Raw genomic sequence first — 26,455 nt, 5'->3', positions numbered from 1 at the left:
TTAGTTGTTAGTGGGTTGAGGTTTTTCCACCCGTTCAACCTGTGGAGAAACCGTGGCACCATCAGCGGCCTGGACCCTGCCAAATCCACGATTTTCCAGGCCGACTACGGCGTTACCGGAACGCAGGACCAGACGGGGCGTGACCTCCTGAATGACCAGTACGGTGAAGTCGCCTTTTCTGCGGACACTGCTGTTAATCACATGCTCCTGGCCGTTGAGCTCTTTCGTTACGGAGGGGATGGATTTGGCCGGAGAGAAACCCATGAACGTAAAGCGGCCATCGTCATACGCAAAATCCGGAACAATCCGGGCGCTGTCGCGCCCCGGATATTTGAGGTAGTCCCAGTTGCGTGGCGTCTGCGCGGCATTCAGGGCCTGCTGAATGTCAGTCTGCTGCTGTTTTTGCTCCCGCTCCAGCGCTCTGGCTGCTGTCTCACGGCTGGCCTTCTCCCTGTCTTCGCCCGGATAACGGTAACTCACCTGGAAAGCAGGCTGTTGCGATGACTTATCATCGATGACGTTCAGCTCGATGTTGTACAGCCGCCGGGTGGTGACTACCAGCAGGTTGGTGTGCCAGTCCCGGCTGCTGGGCGGGATAACCATCTGCGTGGTATTACCGTCCGCGCCGGGCGCGCCCTGAACGAGCGCCACCGGACGGATGTTGACCCTGTTGGCGTCCGGTGTGGCTTCCCATGCCTCCTCAAAACCGGGTCTGGCGCTGAGAACTGCCTCATCGATGTCAAAGACCAGCGTGGTCATGAAGCCAGGCCGGGTACTGACGACGGTAACGTTCAGCGGGTTATAGACAACCTGCTGAACGCGGGCATCATAGCGGCTCGCCTGCGGAATGACCGCGCTCCATGCCGTGTCGCACAGCATCAGCGCCAGTGCGATAAGGATGATGCTTTTCATTATTCACCTCCCCGGATTTCACGGTCTGCTTGCCAGCTGGTCACGGTAAAACCGAACGGGTTAATCTCTCGCTCCGTATCGCTCATTTCTTTGCCTGGGTCGGAGAGGAACGTCAGGCGGGCATCCCAGTATTCTGTGCGGGTGCTGTTGTCCGCGAGGCGGCGGATAGTCTTTTTGTATCGGAGAGTTGCGACTTTATCGGGGGCAGTGCCTTCGGTGATCTGGTTTGACAGGATGTCGATTTGCACGGTATGAGCCGCATTCTGCCAGACCTTGTCCGGGGCATCTTTTCCGGCATACAGCGCCAGGTAGTCATCGTTGACTGGGGGACTGTTAAAAACCTGTACTGTTGCATAATCGTCCTGCAGGGAAGGGTACACGTATCGTTCACGCAGTCTGACGTAGCTGGAGGTCATCGCCTTCTGATAAGCGTCCTCGGCCGTCAGGCTGGTCTTTGATACGCGGGTGACGTGCTCCACCCGCCCGGTATGATTATCCACTGTGTACAGTTCAATGACCGTTTGTTTCAGCGGCAACATCAGCACTACGGCGATAAGCGCCAGTGCGGCGAGGAGCAGCCCCGCACCGCCCACCATAAATCCGGCTTTCGTGGCACGTTTGTCCCGCTCAATCATCTGCTGCTCAAAGGTGCGGGAATCCGCAATGAGGGTTTGTTCACTCATGACTGTTTAACTCCGCCATAATCTGAGGGGTGTTCACCGGGATGCCCTGACCACCAAAGGCAGGAGGACGGGGAGACTGTGCACAGCCGGAAAGCGCGCACAGCAAAGCCAGCGCAATCAAGCGTTTCATGGGATTTTTCCTCAGTGAGATCAGTGGAACGAAAACACGGCTATGTTTTCATAAGGGATGTAACGGGGAGATTTCGACCAGGGATGACAGATTTAACGATGGAATTTTTGAACGGCCGTTTCTCTTGATTGCGCCAGTCGCCGGGCTTCGTTGCGGGCAATCATCTGCTCAATCGCGTTTTTACGCGCCTGAGCCGCACTGTATCCCGGACCACTGCCGGGTTTACCCGCACTGGCATTTCTCCAGCCCTGAATATTGTCCTGAAGGGTGCGGGTAGTCTGCTTACCGGCCCCTGCTACCAGTTTTCCTGCACCAAACGCCGCCGCACCAATACCCACCGCCGCCAGCCCCTGCATGGAGACGGTTGCTCCGGCCCCGGCCAGCGCGCCGGCCAGTTTTGCGGAGAGGTAGACCAGTATTGCAGCACAGACACCGGCCAGACAGACCTGTGCGCCTAACTCCACAATGTTGGATTGTGCTGACAGTTGGGTTGCAATATCTAACCGCGAGTTTAGATAATTAACGACAATGCGCAGTGATAACGCAGAAAACAGAACCGTTAATATGGCGGCGAAAACATTTTGCAGCCAGTTGTTAAACATGGGGCGTAAAAAGCCATACAGCAGACAAAAGATAAAGACGGGGGCGGTAATACTGAGCAGTAAAACCATGACTTCCGCGATCATTGAAATAAAGGCGGTGATAATCATTAATACGAATATCCCGAGCCAGACATAAAATTGAGCCGTCATGCCCTCATCTTTTATGTACGTTGAGTTATCCATGTCGTGTAACGTTTTACCCAATACTTTCGCTTTACCCCATAAGCTATCCAGTAACTGCCAGATATTATCGCTGCCGGAAAACCCCTCCTTTAAGCCATTGATGGCGTCAATAACCCCATCGAGATAACCGCTGACATTTGCCACAAAGGACAGGATGATTGCCATCCTCATGATGTCCCACATGACATCTTCCATTGGCGTGGACAGCTTACCTGCCAGGGTCTGGTAGCCGCGCCACATGATATAGAGTGTGGCTGACGTTGCCGCCAGCCCTACCATCATGGAAGAATATGACATCATCAGTCCCTTTGTGGCGTCAGTAACTCCTCCTATCAGGTGTTTTTCAACACCGATAAATACACCACCGGGCATATTAACCTCACTATGAGTTCAGGTCGGGAGTGGGGGCATTTAACTGCTGAATTTGATGATGGGCTTCATTGGCGTTTCTACAGTTATCTGAGGCATCGCCGGTTTTTTGGCATTTTTCATACACCGCTTTTAGCTCATCGGGATGATCTTTGTACCACTGAGTGGTTTTGGCTTCTTCTTTGCAGCCACTGATGATGAATAATAAGGACAGGATAGAAAAGGTTAATAAACGCATGTGAGACTCCTCTAGCCGTTTAAATCAGGGGTTGGCGCAGTTAACTGTTGCTGATTCCACTGTTTAATACGCACATCCTCCAGTGCTTTTTCGCGCTTTTCTGCTGCCTTCACGCTCATTTCCCACTGGTCAGTGAGCGTGTTCAGCATCACTGATTTTAGCTGAATACTGTTGGCAAGGTCCTGAGACTCCTTTGAGTCTTTGGATAGTGCGATGCGGTTCGAGAGGCCGTTAATCTCGCCCAGCGTCTGGCTGACCTGCTCCTGGATCTCGCCAGTCTGCTCAAACTGTATCGCTTTGTTGATGACCAACTGTTTGCAGGTATTGGCATAACTTCCTGACTGTTCCGCGTTGCAGGTATCGAAGACCCGGTACTTCGCATATAGCGCATCGAACTGTCCGGAGGTGCCGCCGGAAAGTAGCAGGTCATTGAGTGTCTGGCCCGGTTTGCGCAGTTTTTCCAGATCCGATTTCAGACTCTTCGCCTGATCCACAAAATCAGCGATATCACGGACACCAGTGGCCGTCGCCAGCTGATCTTTATACGCCTGGATCTGGCTCTGATAATGTTGCGCGGTCTGCATCCAGCGCTGTGCTTCTTTCAACCATTCGAGCTCACGCAGCGGGTCAGCATCAACAAGGACGGGAATACCAGCGTGCGCCAGCGGGCTCACGATGACGCCCGCCAAAAACAGAGCATGAAAACGCCTTTTCATCACGGATCTCCTTTGGATTATCAGAGTGCCTGAACCAGGTAGGAATTCAGCCATTCATGCGGCTGCATCCCTTCCCGGTACAGGGAATCAAAGATTTCGAGGTTGTCAGCGCTACCGCTCATCACTCTGGTGTATCTGCCGATACCGGAGAGGTCGAGCGTCACGCGTGCAGCAAAACGTTTTGTGTCGCCACGCCTGAACTGATTTTTCACGACCACATACTGGCGGGCCTGCGGATCCAGATTTTTCACCACATCGAACACTTCCGGTTCAAACTTCATCCCGTCCACATATTGTGCCCGGTCGGCATTGGGGTTAGCTGCCAGGATCTGTGTTCCGCACTGCTCAATGATGGCGGGCGCAATCTCATCCCTGATGATTTCCGCCGGGGACTGGGTCCCCACAACCAGCATCCCGTTGAGCTTACGGATGGTTTTCAACCGGTTATAGGCGAAATCATTAAAGATAGGATCCTTCAGCCATTTCCAGAATTCATCCATGAAGATAACCAGTCGTCGTCCGTCGAGCAGAGTGGTGATGCGGTACAACAGGTAAAAGGAGATCGGCGCACAGACGTTGGCATCATCCAGAAACTCCGTGCCGTCAATGCCGAAGTTATCGCAGTGGCTGATATCGAAGGTGTCTGATGCGTTATCAAACACCCAGCCAAACTCGCCGCCCTGTGCCCACTGCGACAGGCGAATACTCAGACCGTTCTCCTGCGCCTCCCTAGTGGCAGGCTCTGGCAGATTCTCCAGTAAACGGGTGATCCCATAGATGCGATACTGTGGTTCATTACTCATCACCGCCAGCACGGCGTCATTCAGACGGCGTTCATCACGGGGCGTGATGGTCGCGCCGTTACGTGTACACAGCAGTTTCATCAGTTGGCTGATGAAACTGCTATTTCGTTTCGTCGGTGGCATAGAAAACGGATTCCACCCCGTGGGGTCGCCATGTGTGATGCGGTAGTAACGGCCTCCCAGTGCCCGAATATTCATCTCCGCGCCCCGATCCTTGTCCAGATAAACGGTGGTCAGTCGTTTGGTTTTCGCATCGGGGGAAAAGCTGTCCTTACGCCCGTATTTCTGCTGCATGTTTTCAAGGAACGTCATCAGCATGGTTTTACCTGAACCGTTGGTGCCGAGAATGCAGGTACTGGCCGGGTTCTTCTCATTGAATTCGTCCTTGTCCGCCAGCGTGTTATGCAGGTTCAGATAGTAACCATCCCCTGAGGGAGTGCGCAGTAAGGCCATCGCATCCCCCCAGGGCGCGTTATCGCGCTTGCCGGGGTAGAAATTGTGCAGTGCGGCCAGCTCAACAAAATTCTGGCTGCTCAGTTCGCCCTTGCGAGGCCGCAGATGATAATTGCCAGGAAGTTGCGCCATAAACGCGGCTGAAAGCGAAAGTGCGGCGGGAACCGGTGTAATGCCAAGGTTGTTCAGGGCATTGCTGATTTCACTGGTATCGGCCACCAGATTGTCCAGCGAGCGGGAAAACACCATGATGGAGAAATGGTGTTTTCCATAGGCGATTTTCCCCGAGGTCAGCAGGTCAAGCGCCACATCCAAATCCAGTCGCTGTGACACCGCATCATCATCTGCACTCATTAACAGACGTCGGGTACGTTTGATGGCCTTGCGGGCTTCTTCACGTGACATGCAGGTGTACGACTGGGTGATTATATAATCGCAGGGGGCATACAGCAGCGAGTCCATCATCCCTGTCGCGGTCTCCTCCGGGAACTCCTTCACTTCCAGCCCTCGGAAATACCGTGTACCGCTGGCGTGGTTTATCTGCCCGGACTCCCCGGAAAAGAACAGCGCCGCCGACCCCATCATCGAATACGCAGGAGCGCGGGTGACGCGCACCTTGCGCCACTGGTGCGTCAACAGGTACTCATAAAAGGATAACTGGGAGGAGAATACCGCGTGACTTTCGGTGAACGTGCCAAGAGAACGTGCGGCGTAGCGTGACAGTGCGGTATCGAGCGAACCTTTGATTTCCAGCATTTCCCGCAGCGCAGCGTCCAGCTCTTTCAGCTTCTTGCCGTCATTCATGCGTCTGCGTCCGGCCTTTTCCAGGCTAACAAACGGACGGTAGCAGACGGTCAGGAACAGGCGGTTACGGCGAAATGGGTCTGCCGCCAGCGAGGCATAATACAGACGGCTGATTTCATCGGCGTAAGGGTTGCCGGATGCCTTATGCAGCGAATCGGTAAACGGCTCCCGCACGTTATGGATATAAAAGGTGACCGGCATCCCCTCGAATGAGCGGATGAGTCCGTGCAACTGGTTGCGGTCAATACTGAGGGTTTCTTCTGATTCGCAATCGAACGGTGTCCCTGTCAGTTCCCAGGTGCAGTAGAGATCACTGTGTGGTGAGCGAACAACATGCTGATGAATATGCGATGAATACGGAATGTACTTCCTGAGCGTGGCACACTGATTCAGTTTCATGGCGTTGAGAAACTCCGTGATATCAACAGCATCATGCTCAACGGGCATAAACGCTGTTGCACCAAACAGACGGTTTGCTGTCGGTTTTCCTCTTGCCCTGAGCCAGACGGCAATCAGGCTGAACCGCATGGGCTCATTCCGGGTGACGGATTTCATCACCAGAAATTCAACCGGGAGCAGGGCAAGGAAAGCGACGGAAGTCCAGACAGCGACGATGATGGTGATACCGGTGACACCCAGCAGGGGCACCATCGGCACCCCCCACAATGCCGCCGGGCGTTTCATTGCTTTGAGCAGCTTTGCCATAGATGACCTCTCAGCTCATCAGCAGTGCGCCGATCTCACTGCCTCCACCAATCAGGATCCCGCCAATAATGATGTAGGCGCACTGGGACAGGCTTTCGCCTTTCCAGAGCGTCTTGTAGCCCACCCAGATCACGGCCACTGTGATGGTGATGGCCGCCAGACCATGAAGACCGGTGGAGACCTTTTCCATCACGGTATTTGCGCGAGTGAAACCATCGGCAAAGGCCGTGGTTGTAGAAAAAACCATGAGCACACCTACGGAAACCGCACTGACAGCGGTCTTTAGCTTGCGAAAAAGTGTCATTATTCTTCCTCACGGGGTGACTGAGAGAGGCTGCGACGTACTGACGGCGCGGAGGTCTGTGCGATGGCGATTTTCCCCTGACGGAATTTTGCGGGGACGCCCCGGACGACGGTCCCCGGCCAGATCAGACGGGGAGGGGATGGCTTATCAACAGGAATGGATTCCAGGGGAGTCGATGTTGTGGATTTATTCTCGCGGGTGCCTGGTACGGCATAACGGGGATACGCCGAAACATAACCCACCCGCTGCACATAGCTGGTCCCGGAAAAAGCTGCTTCAGGCTGTTGTCCGGTACGGAAATTGCCGGAGTAATAGCAGCTCAATGCTCTTTTTAGAGAACCGCCACGTTGGTAGCAGTCGCTGAGAATGCGTTCAAAAACGGACAAATTGGTGCAGGGATCAAGCAGGTCAGAGGCCGTCACGCCGTAATGATGGAAATTGGTGCTGGTGATTTGCATCAGTCCCACAGAGTAACGGCGGCCTTGTGTCACGAGGCGGCGAATAATGAGCTCAGCTTTGTCCCGGCTGGCGGGCTGATGGGAGATAATATTATTATCTCCGAGGGAGCGAGTGGCCTTCGGGATAATTTCGGCGATGGCATAAGGGTTAAAACCGGATTCCACCCGTGCCACGTCGAGTGCAGTGGACGGATGAATGCTGGCGGCACACTGCATGGCCGCCGCCAGAAAGGCAGTGGTGGAAAGCATGATTGCCTCGGAATTGAAGGCAGTGTGCACAGGCTGTGGCCCCTGCACGCTGCGGAGTAAGGAGTAATAAAGAAGGGTTAAAGCGCCGTTTCGCCTGGCTCCGTACTCTGTGGCAGATTGCTATCCTCCCGTGGCTCAAGCAGGACCAGTTTGCCGGAAACCGCAATACCGGGTGTCAGGACAATATTCAGGCCGGGTTTGCCGTTATGGGCAAATGCCACACCAACCCTGGTCCAGTAGGTGTTTTTTTCGCCCTGCATATCAGACGGGCCTTCCTGGGTGACAAATACGTGGTAGATGGGTTTTCTCATGAATTATCCTCTCATCAGAACTACAACGAATGAAATAAACGAGTCACATCCCGATTCTGCATTCCGGTTTTAACGGGTCAGCGAGAACATTCAGCGGCACCCTGAATTGTGGTTATGTGATAGCCCGATACATTTTGTTAAAGAGCGATACTCGGCCCGGACGAGTTAACGCCCATCAGGTCGGATATTATGTTGCGGCATATTCAGGATGAAGGTCTGGAATTATTTTTTGAACCATAAATTCAAAATAAAAATGAAAGAGTTTATCTGGTGAGGATTAAGAAATTATAAATAATCATGGGTATCAGGAAAATATAATAGGATGCTATTTTGAGTTTCAGATATATATAAAGACGTGGAGAGAAATACCTTCTCCACGTCTTGCAGAAAAATTAACGTCTACGGCGTTCGAGCTTTTCCTTGCATTGCGTGCAGGTTGTCACACCCGGCAGCGTCTGACGGCGTTTTTCTGGAATGGGTTTACCACATACGCAACACTGAAACAGTGATGGTGTTACACCCGGTTTGAAACGACTCTGTTCAATCATCTCGTCCAGTCGTTGCTCATTGAATTCCTGATCGCGATCGATTTCATCCGGCATGTGTTGACCTCTTGGTCGATTTTTCCTTCTCGCAAAGGGATATACGACTCCAGACAACGTTCAGAGAGGGACTTTCAACAAGCGAGGACAGCGCTTCGGTGATTTGCATCATCACTTCCAGTGCTTCAAATGACTGAAGATTTTCCACCCGATGGTTTTGCCATCGCCGCCAGATTTCAGCATCGGTCTCCTCATCCGGAACTGGGGGACGTCCCATAGGAACTACGATGCCCAGCAGGCGGCGACGTAAACAGATTTCATTAGAGGTGAGGCCATAATATTGGCTCAACAGGGTAATTGATGCACCTAGCCTAATGGCCCGACTCATCTGTTGCTGACGCTGAATTTCCTGACGGGACCGCGCCAAAATCTGCTGGAAAGCATCATGATGGACGGTTACTCTCATGAACTGATCTGAGGTCCGACTGATAATAAACAGTTGATCAAGGGTAAGCTGATTAAGTGAGTTCATTTCGTCAAAAGTAAATCCCAGCGTTTCGCAGTGACGAAAATTACCTTCTTTCAGGGCATACAGTACTTCAGTTAATACTGCGTGATTTAGTGATGGGATCATAATTAAGTATCTCCCTTCAACGCGTTAATCGGTTCGCTAATTTAAGGTTGATCCATTCATCAATTTCAGATTCGAGCCAAGCGACACTGGCTGGCCCAATTTTTATTGAATGAGGAAATGTACCGTCTTTCATATACAGATAAATTTGTGAACGTTTCAGACCAGTTTTTATTTCAACCTGCTTTAGACGTAATAGCTGATGAGATGCCATATATTTCTCCAGTGCTAATGAGGGAAATTACTAGCAATGACAAATAAGCACAAAGAAAGATAAAGAGGAAGTTTATTAACCCGTATCTAGGATTTCGTAATCCTTAATACGGGTTTTAAGCTACAGATGAGATACCATCCTAGAGAATACAATTTAATGAGGTGAGCCTCGTTCAAGTGCATTTTTTAACGTGTCACCACTTAACCGGTCCGTTATGCCTTCAGCAAGGGCCCACTGCTCAAATATAGAAAGAAGTTTGTAAGGCTGTTTGAGTAATGGGCTGATTGAATTATTGTTTTTGCAAGCGAGCCATAACAGGCGAGATACTGGTGTCGAGATCCGCGATGAGGATGATTGTACTGATGAGCTGTGAATTTTTATTATCTTATCAACCTCATTGATGAGGATGACAAAACAAGCATCTTTGGGAAGGTTATATATTGGGAAGTAATCCGATTTTGGATTTTTATCATATGCCAATGATTTTACAACTTCTACTTCATTGCAACGTTGCTTGCCCCCTAGTAGATCTAATTGGTTTTTTATTCTTTGCGGCCATGTTATTTTTTCAAAGACCTGATAAAGATCGCCATCCAGACTCACAGAAATACCATGGTTTATATTATAAAATCCAGTTATTGGCAGCGGAATGCCTAAGCTAATAGCTAATAAATTTTGGATTAAAACGTATTCATGGCCCAAAAGCCTAGTGTCAACAACCTGCTTTTCAGGATGAATAAAATCACCTTCAGTACTGACAACATAATTTTGGCCATTCATGATACTACTTCTATCAAGTAAGCAAAGTTGGTCAATTAGTTTATCTCCAATTGAATGTAGACTAATTTTTTTATTTATTATCTTTATTTTTTTTAAAAGCGATTGGTGATTGAAAGTATATCGATAGTTGTATTTTTCCTGTAAGTGCATAGCGGTAAATTTCACTTTCGCATATTTTTACACTTTTGCTCGCCAGTTCAATAGCCTCTTGGATGGTTATCCAGTCAGGCATTCTGTTATTAAAAGCAATGTCGTTATTATTTTTCTTCATGATATTGATCTCCATTATTCAATTGAAGGGGTAATGATTTTCTTGTTGATAATGAAATTCATATGGTAAATGGTTTGATATGTAATAAATTAGAAAAAGTGTAAGGTGTCGGTGTGATTTTTTTGTCGACTAATTTTAATGTGTCAATGATATCTATTGGTGTAAGGTGATAAGCGACGTGGGTGTTTATTGTTATTAAGAACAATAATGTTTGCTATCTAATTTGTTATTTCTTATTAAAAAACAACTAACTAATCTCATCGAGTTTGATAATGAAAATATCGAATCAGAATAACGCTTCAGAAGATGGGGTTGGCGGGCTGTAGTCATAATTTGACACAGTTCCTATATATTAATCATTCATCCATTGCTTTAATTTAAAAATTTCATATGATTACATGTATTATAGTGCGTATACAATTACCTCATCTTTTGACATAATATTTCCCGGATATGTTAGCCAATAATTGAACAATCTTTTAAAAAATAAACATAAGTAATACCTACAGTTATTTCGGATCCCACCAAGGGGAATAGTGGGTAGGGGGATGGTTAAAATAGACAGGCTGCCCTATCACCGGAGTCCACAGTGCATGACCAAACGTATTATTCTTGATGATCCTCCTCATCGGATCATTCCAGTCATGTGGGGCAAGGGAAAAGCGCCCAATATGGTCTGGGGTAAACGCTTTTGCATGCAAATCGCGCGCCGCCTGCAGCGCTTCTTCAGGAGACATATGCACGTTCGCCCATCTCGGGTCGTATTGGCCGCTATCGAGTGCCACCCAGTCGAATGGACCAAATCGTTTTCCGAGCTCCTCAAAATGAGGCCCATACCCTGAATCCCCACTAATGAACAGCGTCCTATCTGTTGATTTGATAACATAACCCACCCACAGGGATTGATCTCGGGACAATGTTCGTCCGGAAAAATGGCGTGCCGGTGTCGCGGTTATCGCTACATTACCCACCTGAATAGAGTCATACCAGTCTGCTTCATGAACAATATTTTCCGGGTATCCCCACGCTTGAAAATGTGTCCCAACGCCAAGACCTGTCATAACTTCCTTCACGCCCTGCTGAAGGGCTTTGATGGTGGGATAATCCAGGTGATCATAATGATCGTGTGAAATCAGCAGCATATCAATAGGCGGAATATCATCGGCCTTGTAAATGTTGGTACCAGCAAATGCCCTATTTATTATTGGTACTGGAGAAGCGTATTCACTTAGCACTGGATCAATCAGAATCCGTTTCCCGGCAAGTTGGATATAAAATGAGGAATGTCCCAGCCAGACAAATAAATCCTGCTGAATATCAAGTGCCTTGAGGTCTGTTTTAAGGTTAGGCAAAGGAGAGTCAGGGCGTGGCTGCCCTTTTTTACCAAATAATTCCTCTTTCCAGATGGACCATTCTGTACTGCCATTAGTATGGATCGGCGACGGAATTTGATTGACGAAATGTCCATCATGATAATTCGGGGAGTAATGCTCAAATTGTCTTGCCTGTTCCTCTCCAGGAAGCATGCCAAATAGGGGGCGCTGCAGATAAAGATATCCGGCACCTGCCAGGAGCAAGATAGCGATCGACAAAACAATTAAAGCTCGAATGAGGTAACGTTTCACAGACGCTCCCCACTATGACTGTATTAATCGGGTCGTAGCCCGGCTAGAATTGGGCTGCTTTACAACGAAATTTTGTTGGAAAATGAGAACGATAGTTGACATGAAAACGCCCCTGTCTGGGAGAGAAGCTCCCTGGTTGCAAATGAGTAAAGTATTTCACTTATTGTATCGTTCTTATATCGGCTGACTAGCCAGCGAATACTTACAAGGCCTATAAATTAATATTATCAATCAATGGGCTGACAAGATAACGTTGTAAGTGGGGCTGGGCTATTTCTTTAAACAGCCCATAATCGCAAAATTACTCTTCCTGCATACCCGTAGATTTCACGTGCAGAGCCTCAATAACAAGAGAGAATGCTGGCGAGGTCTGACGTCGGCTGGGGTAGTACAGGTGATAGCCCGAAAATGGGGGACACCAGTCGTCAAGAACTCTTATCAATTGACCTTCTTCAAGCCACGGTGAAAATTCTTCTTCCGGGAGATAAGCAATTCCCATCCCACCGACTGCGGCAGCAGCAATGTGTGTCGTAGTGTTAAAAATCAGTTTTGCGTCGACACGGATCTTTAATTTTTTTTCTTTCTTTTCAAACTCCCACACATCAAGTCCACCGTATGTCGGGAAACGAATGTTGATGCACTCGTGATCCACCAAGTCGCGCGGTGTTGTGGGTTTCGGGTGACTGGCAAAATAGGCTGGAGACGCGACCGCAGCCATGCGCACCTCCTTACCAATCGGGACGGCAATCATATCCTTATCGACGGTTTCGCTGAAACGTACCCCGGCGTCAAATCGATCGGCAACGATATCCCTGAATCCGTAATTGATATCGAACTCCACTTTTATATCCGGATATTTATGCAATAGAGGCATCAGCTTAGGCAGCAGTGTTGTTTTCAGAACGTGATCACCGCAAGTGATCCTTACCGTTCCCGCCGGTTTATCTCGTAATTCGGTCAGCGCATCGAGTTCTTCTTCAATTTCATCAAAGCGATGACCGATAACCTGCATTAGTCGGGTTCCGGCTGCTGTGACCGAAACACTGCGCGTTGTTCGCGTCAATAAACGGATCTTTAGTCTTGCTTCCAGACCAGAGATGGCATGGCTTAATGCAGGCTGCGTCACACCGAGTCGGGCTGCTGCCCGCGTAAAGCTTCCTTCCCGGGCAACCATCAAGAAAGCCTGAAGATCATTCAGGTTATGTCTGGCCATATTCATGTTCTCTCATCGAATTAATAAACGCTGTTTATAAGCCCATTAATTATTAAATATCTAATCAATCATATTAGATTATGAAAGAATATCTATCAATGGGGTTGGGTAAGAATGTGAGTAGGCTTGCGAACACTACTGTAGCGGTGTTAATCGTCGACATGGTTTCGACCCCCTTACCAGAGATTCAGAATCGGCAAAGCCAGGCGGCTGCGCTGTTACGTGGTATTGCACCCCGAATCGCTAACGGAGGTTCTTAAATGATTGTTAACGCTTATGGGGCTACATCGGGTGACCGTCCGCTGGAGCCGTTGCAAATTACACGACGTGATCTCGGAGCACATGATGTCCGGATTGCCATTGCTTACTGCGGAGTCTGCCACTCCGATTTGCATCAGGTGCGGGCGGAATGGGCGGGTACTCAGTTCCCTTGTGTGCCAGGCCATGAAATTGTCGGTCGGGTTGAGGCTGTCGGGGCGCATGTTAACGGTTTCCGCGCTGGTGATCTGGTCGGGGTCGGTTGCATTGTAGACAGTTGCCGTCACTGCGAAGAGTGCGATTCCGGTCATGAAAACTATTGTGACGGGATGGTCGGTACGTATAACTTTCCCACCACAGATGAGCCTGGCTGGACACTAGGGGGATATTCCGGGCAGATCGTAGTACATGAACGTTATGTATTGCGTGTTCGCCATCCGGCGGAACAACTCGCAGGTGTCGCTCCTCTGCTATGTGCGGGCATTACAACCTGGTCACCACTGAAGCACTGGCAAGCAGGCCCGGGAAAAAAAGTGGGCATTGTTGGAATTGGTGGGCTAGGCCATATGGGGGTCAAGCTGGCGCATGCTCTGGGTGCACATGTTGTTGCGTTTACAACTTCTGATGTCAAACGCGATGATGCCAGGGCACTTGGTGCTGATGAAGTGGTGGTATCGCGTTATCCAGAAGAAATGGCCGTGCATGCCAAAAGCTTTGACCTGATCGTCAATACCGTTGCAGCACCACATAGCCTGGATGCTTATCTGACGCTGCTGAAACGAGATGGCACCCTCACTCTGGTCGGGGCACCGGCCTCGCCACATCCTTCGCCTGAAGTATTTAACCTGATTTTTAAACGCCGGGCTATTGCCGGGTCGATGATCGGCGGCATTCCAGAAACGCAGGAAATGCTCGATTTTTGTGCTGAGCACGGCATTGTCTCCGACATCGAGCTCATCCGGGCAGACCAAATTAATGAATCCTATGAACGTATGCTCAAGGGCGACGTTAAGTATCGCTTTGTGATTGATAACGCCACCCTGGCGGCCGCTGAATAAGAAGGAGTTGCTTATGAAAACGAATATGAAAAAGTCTGATGCAGATATCCAGACTGAGGAAAACGGCCTTCCCCGTAGAAAGTTCCTTCAAGGGGCTGTTGTGGGATCGGCTGCATTACTGGCAGCGAGTTCGGGTATTGCCAAAACCGTACCTGTGGCAGCTAAATCCCCCCTGCAACTGACGCAGAAATGGGACAAAGTTTTCCCCAAAAGTGACAAAGTGGATCACCAGAAAATCACCTTTATTAATCGGTACGGTATTACTCTGGCAGCTGACCTGTATCTGCCAAAAAACCGTGCCGGTAAACGTCTGGCGGCCATTGTCGTCAGCGGCCCGTTTGGTGCCGTGAAGGAGCAGTCGTCCGGGTTGTATGCACAAACCATGGCTGAACGTGGTTTTGTCACTCTGGCATTTGATCCCTCTTATACGGGAGAAAGTGGTGGAGAACCGCGCAATGTGGCCTCTCCTGATATTAATACTGAAGATTTTAGTGCCGCCGTGGACTTTATCGGCTTACACCCTTCTGTTGATCGTGAGCGTATCGGCATCATTGGTGTGTGCGGTTGGGGTGGGATGGCTCTCAATGCGGTTGCCGTCGACAAGCGTGTAAAAGCGGTTGTTGCCAGTACCATGTATGACATGACCCGCGTAATGTCGAAGGGCTATAACGACAGCGTTACCCTTGCACAGCGCACGCAGACACTGGAGCATCTGGGGCAGCAACGCTGGGCGGATGCAGAAAAAGGCGCACCGGCTTACCAGCCGCCTTATAACAAAGAGGTAACGGCGGGGGCGGCCCAGTTTATGGTTGACTACCACAATTATTACATGACACCTCGCGGATACCATCCACGGGCGGTTAACTCAGGCAACGCGTGGACCATAACCACACCGTTATCCTTCATGAACATGCCAATTTTGACTTATATCGCGGAGATATCTCCACGTCCGGTTCTGTTTATCCACGGTGAAAAGGCGCACTCACGATACTTCAGCGAAACCGCCTATGCCGCTGCGGCGCAACCGAAAGAGCTGATGATCATCCCCGGGGCAAATCACACCGATCTTTATGATCGCATCGATGTGATTCCGTTCGACAAACTGACGGACTTTTTCACCACACACCTCGCCTGAGTCATCAGGCAACCCGATCTGAGGGCAACCTCAGATCTCTATATGCTCGCCATAGCACAACCGATTTCACACGAAGTGAGGACATATTTTGAAGACATTAACGCTGATGCTGGCCTTTGTCGCCAGTGCCTTTTCATTCACCGCTACCGGGCAGGACATGTCTCGTGGCGCGGATAACTTTTATAAAAGCACGCAGGTCACCACGCAAAAAGTGTCTTTCAACAATCAGTACAAAATGAAGATTGTCGGCAACCTGTTTGTTCCCAAGAATCTGAAGGAGGGCACCCGTTACCCAGCCATTGTTGTGGGGCACCCAATGGGGGCCGTCAAGGAACAAAGCTCTAATCTTTACGCCCAGAAATTGGCTGAACAGGGATTCATTACCCTGGCTATCGACCAGTCTTTCTGGGGGGAGAGCGAAGGGCAGGTACGTAACGCCGTTGCACCGGATATTTATGCTGAAGCATTCAGTGCTGCTGTCGATTATCTCGGAACTCAGCCCATCGTAGATCGTGAGCGTATTGGTGTGCTCGGAATTTGTGGCAGTGGCAGTTTCGTCGTTAGCGCGGCCAAGATTGATCCACGTATGAAGGCTGTAGCGACGGTCAGTATGTACGATATGGGGGGAGCTAAACGTAATGGGCTCAATCACTCCCAGACACTGGAACAACGTAAGCAGGTCCTTGTTGAGGCTGCGAACCAGCGCTATACGGAATTCACCGGAGGCAAAACCCCGTGGGGAAACGGAACACCGCTAAAACTGACCGCAAATTCCAATGCTATCGAACGCGAGTTTTATGACTTTTATCGCACGCCTCGCGGTGAGTTCACGCCTGCTGGAGCCTCATCGGAAACGACGACTTTCCGCAAAGATGCAATGGAAGTGAAATTTATGAATTTCTACCCATTCAATGACATTGAAACCATTTCCCCGCGTCCAATGTTGTTCATTACCGGTTCTGAGGCGCACTCCCGCGAATTCAGCGAAGAAGCCTACAAACTGGCTGGTCAGCCGAAGGAACTGTTTGTTGTACCGGGTGCCGGTCACGTCGATCTCTATGATCGTACTGACCTTATCCCGTTTGCCAAACTGACGTCCTTCTTTAAAGACAGCCTTAAGTAAGAGGCTACCCTGTCGTATTCCATCCGGGAGGAGCAATGATGAAAATACATTTCGTTGTCTGTCTGGCACTGAGTGTCTGCCTGGCGAATATGGCAGGGGCAGCAAGTTCCTCGGAGTCAACACTGGCTGACAGTTCTACCGCTATCAGCCATGCAAGTGAGCAGAGAGTGAAAGTTCGGATTGCCATAGGCTCAAAGATGATGACGGCTGAACTGGATGACAATCCTACTGCGCGCGATTTTCTGTCTCTTTTGCCGCTGACCGTTACGCTGCGGGATTACAGCCGTGCGGAAAAAGTCAGTGATGCTTTGCCGCGCCGTCTTTCCGAAGCAGGCGCGCCGGAAAGTGCCGCTGGTGAGACAGGTGACATCGCATATTACGCCCCGTGGGGGAACATCGCGTTTTATCGCGGTCAGGGGCCGGATGCTTCGGGCGTCATTAGAATCGGAAAAATACTCTCTGGTTCTGAAGCACTTCATCAGTCAGGTCAGATAAGCATGACCCTTTCCCGGGCGGAATAGCCCGAAGGAGCAACAACATATGTATGCAATTGGATTGAATCATTATGGTGGTCCAGATGTTCTGCAGCGCGTGGCGCTCCCAGACCCTCATCCGTTACCGGATCAGGTGCGGATAAAAGTGCGAGCGGCTGGAATTAACCCTGTCGACATTATGGTCCGTGACGGTTCCCTTAAAGATTGGTTTGCTGGTGCCCAACCGCCATTTGTACCGGGTATGGATATATCCGGAACTATAGATGAAATGGGTGGCGGCGTTGATCCGGCATACGGTTTGACGGTAGGTCAGGATGTGGTCGGTCTCGTGGATAACTTTGGCAGTTATGGCGGTTACAGCGAGTATGTCTGTCTGCCAGCGGCGTCTGTTATTCCTTTACCTGAGAAGACGCCATTGACTGCGGCAGCATCCTTTCTGATGAACGCATTAACGGCCCGCAACGCGCTGGATACCCTGCAGCTAACGGAAGGCGCGACGGTGCTGGTTACCGGCGCGGCCGGTGCTGTGGGCGCTTATACCGTCGCGTTAGGAAGTAAAGATCGCCTTAATATGGTGGCTGTTACCTCACCTTCAGATGAAACCTTTATGCGTACTGTTGGAGCCAGCATGGTGATTGCGCGGGGGGATGACATTGCCATGCGGATCCTCAAAGCCCTTCCACAGGGTGTTGATGCGGTGGTGGATGCGGCTGATCTTGGTGAGCAGATCATCCCCGCTGTTCGTTCAGGAGGGACTGTGATTACTCTACGTCCAGGTAATGAAGATGGTTTTGAGCGCGGTATTAACGCGATATTTGTGAATGTCCGCGAACGTATCATTGATCATGCCGCCCTTTCCCGTATCGGACAACAGGTCTCTGAGGGGGTATTGCCTCTTAGAGTCGCAGCTGTCTTCCCGGCTGCTGATGCTGTTGCCGCGCATCGCCGCTTCGACGAAGGCCGTCTGCGTGGCCGCATCATTCTCAATTTTGACACCACAGGTACATCGGTTTGACTGATAAGATACAACATCATAAATTCCGCCCCCGGCAAGCCTGGGGCGCGGTACTGGCAATGTCCCTCTCGGCATTTGCGCTGGTGGCATCAGAATTTATGCCAGTCAGCTTGCTGACGCCAATTGCGGGTGAACTGCACATCAGTGAGGGCCAGGCCGGGCAGGCTATTTCCATTTCCGGAGCATTCGCTCTACTCACTAGCCTGATGATCTCTGCCGTGGCCGGTAAGCGTGACCGTAAACACATGTTGCTCTGTCTGACATTGCTGATGATTATCTCCGGCACCGTTGTAGCCTTTGCTCCAAATTATGGGGTATTTATGGTTGGGCGTGCGCTCATTGGAATAGCTATCGGGGGATTCTGGTCTCTGTCGGCAGCGGTGGTAATGCGATTGGTTGATTCGCATCATGTCCCCCGGGCGCTGGCGATCCTGAATGGTGGCAATGCGTTGGCAACAGTGCTTGCTGCTCCTCTGGGCAGCTTTCTGGGGGCGATTATTGGCTGGCGCTGGGCTTTTTTTTGCGTAGTACCGGTGGCTGTCATCGCTCTGGCGTGGAAGATTCAGGCGTTACCGCCGCTAAAGCAGGATGTATCACCGATATCAGGCAATATTTTTCGGCTGCTGCACCGTCTACCCGTTGTACTTGGTATGACAGCTTGTGCCCTGTTTTTTATGGGCCAGTTTACGCTGTTCACTTACCTGCGACCCTTTCTTGAGAGCGTTGCGAAAGTCGACACCACTACGCTTTCCTTGATCCTGCTGATTATCGGTGTGGCCGGTTTTGCTGGTACTGCATTGATTGGCATTTTTATCAGAAGGAACTTGTATCGCCCCCTGATGGTGCTACCGCTGTTAATGGCTGCGATCGCGTTGGCGCTTGTGAATGTCGGTGAGCATGTTGTCGTCACTACGCTTCTGTTGGGGCTATGGGGATTGTTTGCTACCGCAGCACCGGTCGGTTGGTGGACATGGCTGGCAAAAACGTTACCGCAAGACGCAGAAGCTGGTGGTGGCTTAATGGTGGCTATTATCCAGCTAGCCATCATGCTCGGCGCGGTCACTGGGGGAGTACTTTACGATGCCAGAGGCTATCAAGCCACTTTTGAAGTCAGTGCTGTATTACTTATAGCGGCATCCTTATGTGCACTGTTTACAGCGCGTAGTGAGGGGGGAACGTCGATAAAAGTCATCATGCGCTCATGATAATGCTTACAGCATGTTCTTATTATCAGATGGTCGGTCAACTTGCTGGATAGTACAGCGTGGGCTTTTTCTCCACTATTCCGGGGATTAGTCCTAGTCGGATCAGTTAAATTTTGCGGAGAACGTCATGCAGAGTATTCATTACCTCCCGGCCACGCTGGTTGAATTTGGACCCGGGCGGGAAGTAAGTATTGCCAGTCATATTATTGCAGCAGGTATAACAAGAATTCTGATTTGCTACGGTAGCGAAAACGTCAGACAGCAGGGGCTTTTTCAGGCAATCACTCGTCAACTGACGAGAGCTGGTGTTGCGTGGACTGGATATGGCGGCTTGGTCTGTGATGAGACCCCGTTTGCATTACAAAAGGCCATTTCACATGCCAGCGAAGCCCATGCACATGCTATTCTCAGTGTTGGAGGGGGCGCTATGCTGGACAATATGAAGGACACTGCGGTTACTACACGGTACTGCGGAGAACCTTGGATGTATTATATCGGTAAAGACCAGCATATCCGGGAACTTCCTGTGTATGCATTGTTGACTCTGCCTTCAAAAAGGACCTAAAAGACCTCTTGGCTAGTTTGGAAGAAGGCTCCAGTGTCCGAGAATCCAATTTTTACGAACTTCTATTATTTTTTCACGTCGACTGACTAAAGATTTAGCCAATAACGTAGGATTAGGTTTTAGGCGGTTTTTCCATCAGCTGCAGAGCGTGTTTTTTAATAACGAAAAGATATTGAGCGAAAATGTCAATTTCCCAAATAAGAATAATATTTAGTTAATATTCATTTAGGTTACCTTTAGCTTCTGGCTAGCCTCATAAATTATTATAATAATTTACATAGCAGTCTATCATGTTGATATATCGTAGTTTTATATAATTATGATTGTTAGTTTTTATGCCTGTGTGGATGATTTAATAGGAGTGCTTATCGATTATTTTTACTTTGGGTAACTCAATTTCAAGTGATATGCATACTCGACTGTTTTGCACTGTTCGTGACTATCCGTTTACGATAAAAATGGCAGGCCATCGGCTATAACGTGAATTTAATGATTGTCGCGGTGTGGTGAATACGCACCATGAAAATTTCTTCTGGTGCGCTCGCCTACTTATCTTTTCTGGGCCATAGCTAACATTTATTTATTCCAGGTAAAGGGAGGAATATATTCATTTGAGCATGCTTCCAGATAGTCAGCCCACCACTGCATCATTGCCTTACGAGCATCGAGATATTCTGCTTTGTGGATGTAAGCCGCTCTGACGCTGTTGCGTTCCTGATGGCTCATTTGACGCTCAACGGCATCCTGTGACCATAGACCCGATTCCATCAGGGCACTACAGGCCATTGCGCGGAATCCGTGGCCGCAGATTTCATCTTTTGTGTCATAACCCATCAAGCGCAGCGCCTTGTTGACCGTGTTTTCGCACATTGGTTTATACGGATTATGGTCACCGGGGAATATCAGTTCCTGATGCCCGGATATATCCCGTATCTGTTTCAGAATAGCGATGGACTGACGAGAGAGGGGAACGATATGTGGCGTGCGCATTTTCGCGCCACGCCCGGAATAACGCACTCCGGGGATAGCCTCACGAGTGGCAGGAATGGTCCAGATTTTGTTTTTGAAATCGATCTCAGACCAACGGGCAAAACGCAACTCGCTGGAACGGATGAACAGGTGCAGAGTAAGTGATACTGCCAAACGGGTTAATTCTCGCCCTTGCTTGTAGTCCTCAATGCGAGTCAACAGTTCCGGTAGTTTCTCCAGCGGAAGGGCTGGGTAGTGGTGTTTAACGGGCGGGGCGATTATACCGTCCAGATTGGCCGCCGGATTATGCTCTATCAACTCCTGATGCACGGCATGACGCATGATATTGCACATATGCTGTCGGGTTCGTGCCGCCACTTCCAGCAGACCTTTTTTCTCAATCCCTTTCAGCAGGTCGATAAAATGGCGGGTTTTCAGTTCTGTGACGGGCAGTTGTCCAATTATCGGGAAAATATGATTGTTCATGCTGGCAAGCAGGCGGGTTGCATGGTTCTCCGACCATGCTCTGTTGCTTTTATGCCAACTTAGCGCCACTGATTTGAAGGTTTCCTCTGGTGAGGCAGTGGCTCTCTCAGCAGAGCGCTGTTGAGCTGGATTGATATTTTGCGCCAGCAATTTACGGATACCATCACGCTGCTGACGAGCGTCGGCCAAAGATACTGCAGGATAGGCCCCTAAGCTGAGGCGCGATTCTTTTTTATTGATGCGATATTTGAGATACCAGAGACGTGAACCGCCTGGATTGACCAAAAGGTATAAACCGTGAGAGTCGGAGACTTTGAAGGGTTTTTCGGATGGTTTTAAATTGCGGATTTTTGAGTCGTTAAGAGACATTTGGGGGTCACTCCGTCATCGAACCAACTTGACCCCAAATCTGACCACCAAATTCTCCCGATGCGGAGAGTAAACTGAAAATGCATCGGGAAGACTTTCCACGCTAACTTATTGAATCTGAATCACATAGGGATTCGCAAAGTGGCATGAAAACAAGAAGCTGGCTCCTCTGACTGGACTCGAACCAGTGACATACGGATTAACAGTCCGCCGTTCTACCGACTGAACTACAGAGGAATCGTGTGAACGGGGCGCATAGTACTGGCCCCGAACTGGTGTGTCAACACTAAATTTAACCCGCTGATTCAATTGGCTAATTAAAGAGCAGCGTGCTGTTTTAATGTACCTGGTTTATCCCTTCGTTGTAACCGCCAGTCTGGCCACGCAGGCGGTTGAGCGGATCCTGCTGGTAGAAGTGGCAGAAGCGCTGCCACAATGCCGGGAAACGTGGGGCGAAGAGTTCGGGCGCGCTGAAGAAATATTCCGACAGCACGGCGAAGCACTCTGCGGGATCGGTTGCGGCATAGGCATCAATGCTGGCTGCACTTTCTCCCACCAGATCGATTTCATCCTGAATATTATCCATGGCGGCGCGTAAATCATGCTCCCAGCCAGCCACTTCACGCAGCGGGATCAGCGGGATGCCGCTGGCTCTGTCGCCATTACGCGTATCCAGCTTATGCGCCACTTCGTGGATAATCAGATTGAAGCCGGAAGCATCAAACGAATCCTGAATATCGAGCCAGTTAAGGATAATCGGCCCCTGTTGCCAGCTCTGACCGGATTGCACCATGCGCTGGTTATGCACGAGACCGATATCATCTTCCCACTCATCGTCCACCACGAACGGAGCCGGGTAAATCAACACTTCGTGAAAACCATCCAGCCATTCGAGGCCCAGTTCCAGCACGGGCAGACAAAAGAGCAGACTAATGCGCGCGCTCTTTAAGGCATCTAAATCAAATCCTTGTAATGGAACCAGCCGCTTTTGCTGTAAAAAGCGATCCGCAAGCTGAACAAGTTTAACCTGCTCATCTGGCGATAAATTTGCTAATACCGGGGCGTTTAGTGCTTCTTCCCACGGGAACGTCGCCTCATCAGCGGAGTCCTTTGTTTTCCAGGGCCACTTAATCATCGTTTTGCTCGCAAACTCGCCACTTGAACCAAATTAACGGGACAGGGTCTGTTAAAATGCCAAATTACCTGGCATCATGGCAACCATCTGAACGGAGAGATGCCGGAGCGGCTGAACGGACCGGTCTCGAAAACCGGAGTAGGGGCAACTCTACCGGGGGTTCAAATCCCCCTCTCTCCGCCACTTCACCCAATCGCTTGTTTCTTACTGATTTCATTCCGGAAATACCTTGCCTGTACTGTATGAATGTTACACATCATGGATAAATCTGTCATGTGCACACATCTCATAAAACGTAATGTGATTTATTATTTTTACCTTCAGATTCCTCTCGCTCTGGTTGAGCATTTTGATCGTCGAAAGCATGCGCGTTCCTTTTGATCTCTTCGCGTTGCGAAGCGGTACGCCTGGCCTGCCGGGCACAGTGATTATGCGCCGGCTCTGCGTCACTTAACAGCGATCTGCATTCGCTCTTTTTCCTGGCAGCAGTGAGTGCACCTGGCGATTTATCCCTTCTTTTTAATGATCTGAGAAATACTGTTTTAAATAAGATGTTAATTGTAGTAATCAGTAACATTGCTTCCTACAATTATTATTAACTATCGTTTTCATTATTACTGGAAGTTGCCATAGCAGAAAGTAATAACTGAAGAGTGTAAACGTTTCTGAATTTATTATATCTGTATTTATAAGCTCAAATAAAAACACTCACTCTTAGACATTAAGAGTATTATTTTATTGGTCTGAGTTGTTCTCACGTTCAACTTATTTACCAGTTTCGTTCATTATGTTATTAACCGGAGGGAATATGTTTGATTTTTTAAGGCGCTATGGAAAAACAAGTGTTTCGGCTGTGTGGAAATATGGAAAGGTTAGATGCATTATTCTTGATGATCTCAAGTTCACCGAACCGAATACCTATGCTTTCATAAAAAAAAGATATCCAGATTGCTGGGATGTTATATTCGGGGGCTTCGTAAGGGATTTCTGTGCCGATATGGGTGAGAATGATAAATTAATTATCGTCAGCCATTCAACTGAATTTGGATTACGCTATGCAAAAGTGACAGATGATTTTATTCATTATCTGAAACTATGGGGGGTGAAACGCATTGGGGTATTAAAATTCCATTGTTGCCATATTGGTGGGCGAGAATGGTTGCGGGTGCTTGGCGAAAAAATGCTCAGAGATGGAATTTCATTTTCTTATATTAGCGGTCCGTCCTCTTCCGGTGACAAAGGACAATATATTTACGATCTGAAATATGGTACTTCTTACACACCTGGAAAATACAAGATAATAAAAGGAGATATTAAAAGAGATTTTAAAGGGACAAGATATGTAATGAAAAACGGCATTCAAGTCGAACCGCGGGCCCAAAATAAACCGAATCAATATCGTACGGTTATTAACGAGTAGAATACAGGTGGCGCGACGGAATGTTCCTCGGCTCTCGGATACTGATAGCGCCAATCCCATGCCATTTGCTTGTCAGTAAATCCTGTGGCAACGTAACCAGCAGGTCGCGTTGCTGCGAGCCAGTCATTTCCCTTTTGCTGATACCCGTCGCCTACCCTGAACTGAAGTCATTATTCTCGTTTCGCATCCCGGCCAGCCTGATCCGTTACACTGCTTTACTTTTTTATAAACCTTTCATTAACATCGCAACGTGTGTATGTATCCTCAATGACATTAATGTATCGAACTGCATATCAATCATGCTTATGTATGCACGGCTTTGATCCGCTTACCGGTTGGCGCTCGTTAACCATTTTGCAAAGGATGTAGCAGCGGTAAACTTTCTGTACTTATACAGAAATAATTTATATTGATGGTTCGCTTTCTGCTTATTTATTTCATTAATGAAATAGCCTCGGTAAATAACAATTCTCCTCAGTATGGTAGTTTAAGTAATTGCTGAAAATATCATCTATTCCACATAAGAAAAAACACCATCTTCTCTGGTGTTAACGCCGATGAATGGAAAATAATTTTCATGTAATTTATTGTTTTTAATGAATAAATTTATATTTTAATGTCACGGATGGCGTGGCGTTAATAGACGAAGGGGTTGTTTTTTTATTTTGTCAGACGAAAAAAAGTCCGGCATAAAATGTCGGACAAGTCAAACAGGAGCGACAGTAAAAAATAAAGAAAGGAAGGTGGATAACAAACGAGTCAGGATAATTACACAGTTTTTGTAATAAGAAAACTAATTTTTTAGCCTTAAATAAAACCAAAGCACTTTGTTTTTTTATTCTGCTTATTTCTACGATTTTTTTTGCACCAAAACAGGGCGCTCTGGCGTGTGATGAAGAAATATATAAATAACGCTGATATATCTTTTAAATTCATTTTCTGAGGATATGATGTGAAAGCAGTCACATTCGTATTGAAAGAAGCGATTCCTTTTCACCCTTAACCGCGCGGAAAACGACATTATGGAAGATAAAGCGAAACGAAGTCTGGGGGGAAAGTTGGCGTTATGGGTTTTCTGGATTTTCTGTGGTTGGTTTATCTGGAGCCTGCTGAACGATATCTGGCTGCCGGGGCCGCCTTCGGGCAACGCGAATGGCGCAAGAGGCGCAACCAGCACGGATGGGTTCAACAGCGTCAGCAGCGTACTGCTGCTTGGCGTGGTGGGTGCGATACTCGGCGCGATTGCCTGGTATACTGGCCCGCGCGATCCTGATGCCTGAAGATGTTATGGTAATGACTTTTCATCGACAGGACGCACAATGAATTTATCTGACTGGCAGCACCGTTTCGACAAATGGGTTACGCAACACTTTGATCATGCTGATGCAGCTCATGATGTGTCGCACTTTCGTCGGGTGTGGAAAACTGCGCAGACGCTGATGCAGGGGCAGCCGGTTGATGGGCTGGTGGTGCTGGCGGCCTGCTATTTCCATGACATTGTCAGCTTTGCGAAAAACCACCCGCAACGCCATCAGTCCTCGGTACTGGCGGCGCAAAAAACCGCTGAAATTCTGGCCAACGACTTCCCTGATTTTCCTGAAGGCTCGGTGCCCGCCGTGCGTCATGCGATTGAAGCGCATAGCTTTAGTGCAGGTATCGCACCGCTCACGCTGGAAGCCAAAATCGTTCAGGACGCAGACAGGCTGGAATCGCTTGGCGCGATTGGCCTGGCCCGCGTGTTTGCCGTCTCCGGCGCGATGGGCGCGGCGCTCTTTGACGGCAACGATCCCTTTGCCGCAGAGCGGGAACTGGACGACAAAGCCTACGCCCTCGATCATTTCCGCTGTAAGTTACTAAAGCTGCCTGCCACCATGCAGACGGCAAAAGGGCGGGAGCTGGCAGCGCATAACGCCGATTTTCTGGTGCATTACATGGCGAAACTGAGCGCGGAACTGCAGGGCGATCATCAACGGATTGATGATGAGGTGCTGCGGCGTTTTCGTACCTCAGCATTTTAAGGGAGAAAA

Annotated in this window: 28 protein-coding genes, 2 tRNA genes and 1 pseudogene; 11 read left to right on the top strand and 20 right to left on the bottom strand. The window is 49.2% G+C overall.

All coding sequences use genetic code 11. From position 1 onward, the window contains the following. From virB9 to C0557_RS15285, 17 genes are all read right to left on the bottom strand, one after another. Positions 1-912: a P-type conjugative transfer protein VirB9 gene (virB9, locus tag C0557_RS15360; RefSeq protein WP_133122454.1), complete on the bottom strand. Its 912-nt coding sequence runs from the start codon at positions 910-912 to the stop codon at positions 1-3. Further along, on the bottom strand, positions 912-1,595 hold the full coding sequence (locus tag C0557_RS15355; RefSeq protein ID WP_072440286.1) for a virB8 family protein: 684 nt from the start codon (positions 1,593-1,595) through the stop codon (positions 912-914). Before C0557_RS15355 ends, virB9 begins: the two co-directional genes overlap by 1 nt. Then, positions 1,588-1,725 carry a hypothetical protein gene (locus C0557_RS15350; RefSeq protein WP_017346468.1) on the bottom strand — a complete coding sequence of 46 codons (138 nt, stop codon included), beginning with the start codon at positions 1,723-1,725 and terminating at the stop codon, positions 1,588-1,590. Before C0557_RS15350 ends, C0557_RS15355 begins: the two co-directional genes overlap by 8 nt. Before the next feature lie 92 nt (positions 1,726-1,817). Continuing rightward, on the bottom strand, positions 1,818-2,882 hold the full coding sequence (locus C0557_RS15345) for a type IV secretion system protein (protein WP_208659233.1): 1,065 nt from the start codon (positions 2,880-2,882) through the stop codon (positions 1,818-1,820). Positions 2,883-2,892: 10 nt separating this feature from the next. Beyond that, positions 2,893-3,117, bottom strand: coding sequence for an EexN family lipoprotein (locus C0557_RS15340; protein ID WP_208659231.1), 225 nt, complete (start codon positions 3,115-3,117; stop codon positions 2,893-2,895). Positions 3,118-3,128: 11 nt separating this feature from the next. Next, complete coding sequence (locus C0557_RS15335) at positions 3,129-3,833, bottom strand: type IV secretion system protein (protein WP_208659228.1); 705 nt, start codon at positions 3,831-3,833, stop codon at positions 3,129-3,131. Between the two features lie 20 nt (positions 3,834-3,853). Then, the gene (locus C0557_RS15330; RefSeq protein ID WP_208659225.1) at positions 3,854-6,598 is read right to left on the bottom strand and encodes a VirB3 family type IV secretion system protein; all 2,745 of its coding nucleotides are present in this window, start codon (positions 6,596-6,598) and stop codon (positions 3,854-3,856) included. 10 nt (positions 6,599-6,608) lie between these two features. Then, positions 6,609-6,902, bottom strand: a complete 294-nt coding sequence (locus tag C0557_RS15325; protein WP_072440280.1) for a TrbC/VirB2 family protein — start codon at positions 6,900-6,902, stop codon at positions 6,609-6,611. After that, positions 6,902-7,609, bottom strand: coding sequence for a lytic transglycosylase domain-containing protein (locus C0557_RS15320; RefSeq protein ID WP_208659223.1), 708 nt, complete (start codon positions 7,607-7,609; stop codon positions 6,902-6,904). Before C0557_RS15320 ends, C0557_RS15325 begins: the two co-directional genes overlap by 1 nt. Before the next feature lie 77 nt (positions 7,610-7,686). Then, the gene (locus C0557_RS15315; protein ID WP_017346461.1) at positions 7,687-7,920 is read right to left on the bottom strand and encodes a hypothetical protein; all 234 of its coding nucleotides are present in this window, start codon (positions 7,918-7,920) and stop codon (positions 7,687-7,689) included. Positions 7,921-8,312: 392 nt separating this feature from the next. Continuing rightward, positions 8,313-8,522 carry a TraR/DksA family transcriptional regulator gene (locus C0557_RS15310; protein WP_208659221.1) on the bottom strand — a complete coding sequence of 70 codons (210 nt, stop codon included), beginning with the start codon at positions 8,520-8,522 and terminating at the stop codon, positions 8,313-8,315. Further along, positions 8,512-9,096, bottom strand: a complete 585-nt coding sequence (locus tag C0557_RS15305; RefSeq protein WP_208659219.1) for a DUF2857 domain-containing protein — start codon at positions 9,094-9,096, stop codon at positions 8,512-8,514. Before C0557_RS15305 ends, C0557_RS15310 begins: the two co-directional genes overlap by 11 nt. Positions 9,097-9,112: 16 nt before the next feature. Beyond that, a complete protein-coding gene (locus C0557_RS15300; protein ID WP_044723090.1) occupies positions 9,113-9,307 on the bottom strand; it encodes an AlpA family transcriptional regulator in 195 nt (64 codons plus the stop codon). A gap of 153 nt (positions 9,308-9,460) precedes the next feature. Further along, positions 9,461-10,087, bottom strand: coding sequence for a hypothetical protein (locus tag C0557_RS15295; RefSeq protein WP_371813149.1), 627 nt, complete (start codon positions 10,085-10,087; stop codon positions 9,461-9,463). A gap of 70 nt (positions 10,088-10,157) precedes the next feature. Then, a complete protein-coding gene (locus tag C0557_RS27685; protein ID WP_329601843.1) occupies positions 10,158-10,358 on the bottom strand; it encodes a hypothetical protein in 201 nt (66 codons plus the stop codon). Positions 10,359-10,867: 509 nt separating this feature from the next. Further along, positions 10,868-11,983 carry an MBL fold metallo-hydrolase gene (locus C0557_RS15290; protein ID WP_208659217.1) on the bottom strand — a complete coding sequence of 372 codons (1,116 nt, stop codon included), beginning with the start codon at positions 11,981-11,983 and terminating at the stop codon, positions 10,868-10,870. Between the two features lie 301 nt (positions 11,984-12,284). Further along, positions 12,285-13,196 carry a LysR family transcriptional regulator gene (locus C0557_RS15285; RefSeq protein ID WP_208662968.1) on the bottom strand — a complete coding sequence of 304 codons (912 nt, stop codon included), beginning with the start codon at positions 13,194-13,196 and terminating at the stop codon, positions 12,285-12,287. 260 nt (positions 13,197-13,456) lie between these two features. Here C0557_RS15285 and C0557_RS15280 point away from each other — a divergent pair, with 260 nt between their 5' ends. From C0557_RS15280 to C0557_RS15250, 7 genes are all read left to right on the top strand, one after another. Beyond that, positions 13,457-14,512, top strand: coding sequence for an NAD(P)-dependent alcohol dehydrogenase (locus tag C0557_RS15280; protein ID WP_208659213.1), 1,056 nt, complete (start codon positions 13,457-13,459; stop codon positions 14,510-14,512). Positions 14,513-14,537: 25 nt separating this feature from the next. Then, positions 14,538-15,647 (top strand): alpha/beta hydrolase, encoded by a 1,110-nt coding sequence (locus tag C0557_RS15275; RefSeq protein WP_208662966.1) that lies wholly within the window; start codon positions 14,538-14,540, stop codon positions 15,645-15,647. An 88-nt stretch (positions 15,648-15,735) separates the two neighbouring features. Then, positions 15,736-16,770, top strand: coding sequence for an alpha/beta hydrolase (locus C0557_RS15270; protein ID WP_200064664.1), 1,035 nt, complete (start codon positions 15,736-15,738; stop codon positions 16,768-16,770). 35 nt (positions 16,771-16,805) lie between these two features. Continuing rightward, positions 16,806-17,291, top strand: coding sequence for a cyclophilin-like fold protein (locus C0557_RS15265; RefSeq protein WP_046878095.1), 486 nt, complete (start codon positions 16,806-16,808; stop codon positions 17,289-17,291). Positions 17,292-17,310: 19 nt separating this feature from the next. Continuing rightward, the gene (locus C0557_RS15260; protein ID WP_044723078.1) at positions 17,311-18,279 is read left to right on the top strand and encodes an NADP-dependent oxidoreductase; all 969 of its coding nucleotides are present in this window, start codon (positions 17,311-17,313) and stop codon (positions 18,277-18,279) included. 59 nt (positions 18,280-18,338) lie between these two features. Beyond that, a complete protein-coding gene (locus tag C0557_RS15255; RefSeq protein WP_185220185.1) occupies positions 18,339-19,484 on the top strand; it encodes an MFS transporter in 1,146 nt (381 codons plus the stop codon). Between the two features lie 127 nt (positions 19,485-19,611). After that, the gene (locus C0557_RS15250) at positions 19,612-20,049 is read left to right on the top strand and encodes an iron-containing alcohol dehydrogenase (protein ID WP_044723074.1); all 438 of its coding nucleotides are present in this window, start codon (positions 19,612-19,614) and stop codon (positions 20,047-20,049) included. Positions 20,050-20,625: 576 nt separating this feature from the next. Here the strand turns inward: C0557_RS15250 and C0557_RS15245 are convergent. The 3 genes from C0557_RS15245 to mtfA all read right to left on the bottom strand — a co-directional run bounded on the left by C0557_RS15245 (position 20,626) and on the right by mtfA (position 23,008). Beyond that, complete coding sequence (locus C0557_RS15245) at positions 20,626-21,873, bottom strand: integrase arm-type DNA-binding domain-containing protein (RefSeq protein ID WP_208659211.1); 1,248 nt, start codon at positions 21,871-21,873, stop codon at positions 20,626-20,628. A 161-nt stretch (positions 21,874-22,034) separates the two neighbouring features. Further along, positions 22,035-22,110, bottom strand: a tRNA-Asn gene (locus C0557_RS15240). Between the two features lie 100 nt (positions 22,111-22,210). Further along, entirely contained in the window at positions 22,211-23,008 is a 798-nt protein-coding gene (mtfA, locus tag C0557_RS15235; protein ID WP_208659209.1) for a DgsA anti-repressor MtfA, read from the bottom strand. Positions 23,009-23,101: 93 nt separating this feature from the next. Between mtfA and C0557_RS15230 the strand changes: the two genes are divergently transcribed. The 4 genes and pseudogenes from C0557_RS15230 to C0557_RS15215 all read left to right on the top strand — a co-directional run bounded on the left by C0557_RS15230 (position 23,102) and on the right by C0557_RS15215 (position 26,446). Continuing rightward, positions 23,102-23,191: transfer RNA gene (locus C0557_RS15230), tRNA-Ser, on the top strand. A gap of 625 nt (positions 23,192-23,816) precedes the next feature. Beyond that, the gene (locus tag C0557_RS15225; protein ID WP_208659207.1) at positions 23,817-24,428 is read left to right on the top strand and encodes a hypothetical protein; all 612 of its coding nucleotides are present in this window, start codon (positions 23,817-23,819) and stop codon (positions 24,426-24,428) included. Between the two features lie 1,079 nt (positions 24,429-25,507). After that, a pseudogene (locus tag C0557_RS27680) lies at positions 25,508-25,636 on the top strand (hypothetical protein); the annotation flags it as partial. A 111-nt stretch (positions 25,637-25,747) separates the two neighbouring features. Then, entirely contained in the window at positions 25,748-26,446 is a 699-nt protein-coding gene (locus C0557_RS15215; RefSeq protein ID WP_208659205.1) for a phosphohydrolase, read from the top strand. Positions 26,447-26,455: the final 9 nt, after the last annotated feature.

Origin of the sequence: Kosakonia sp. MUSA4 (genome assembly GCF_013085925.1) — a bacterium.
In the GTDB taxonomy this organism is placed as follows: Bacteria; Pseudomonadota; Gammaproteobacteria; order Enterobacterales; family Enterobacteriaceae; genus Kosakonia; species Kosakonia sacchari_B.
This window is presented reverse-complemented; position numbering and strand designations above follow the sequence as displayed.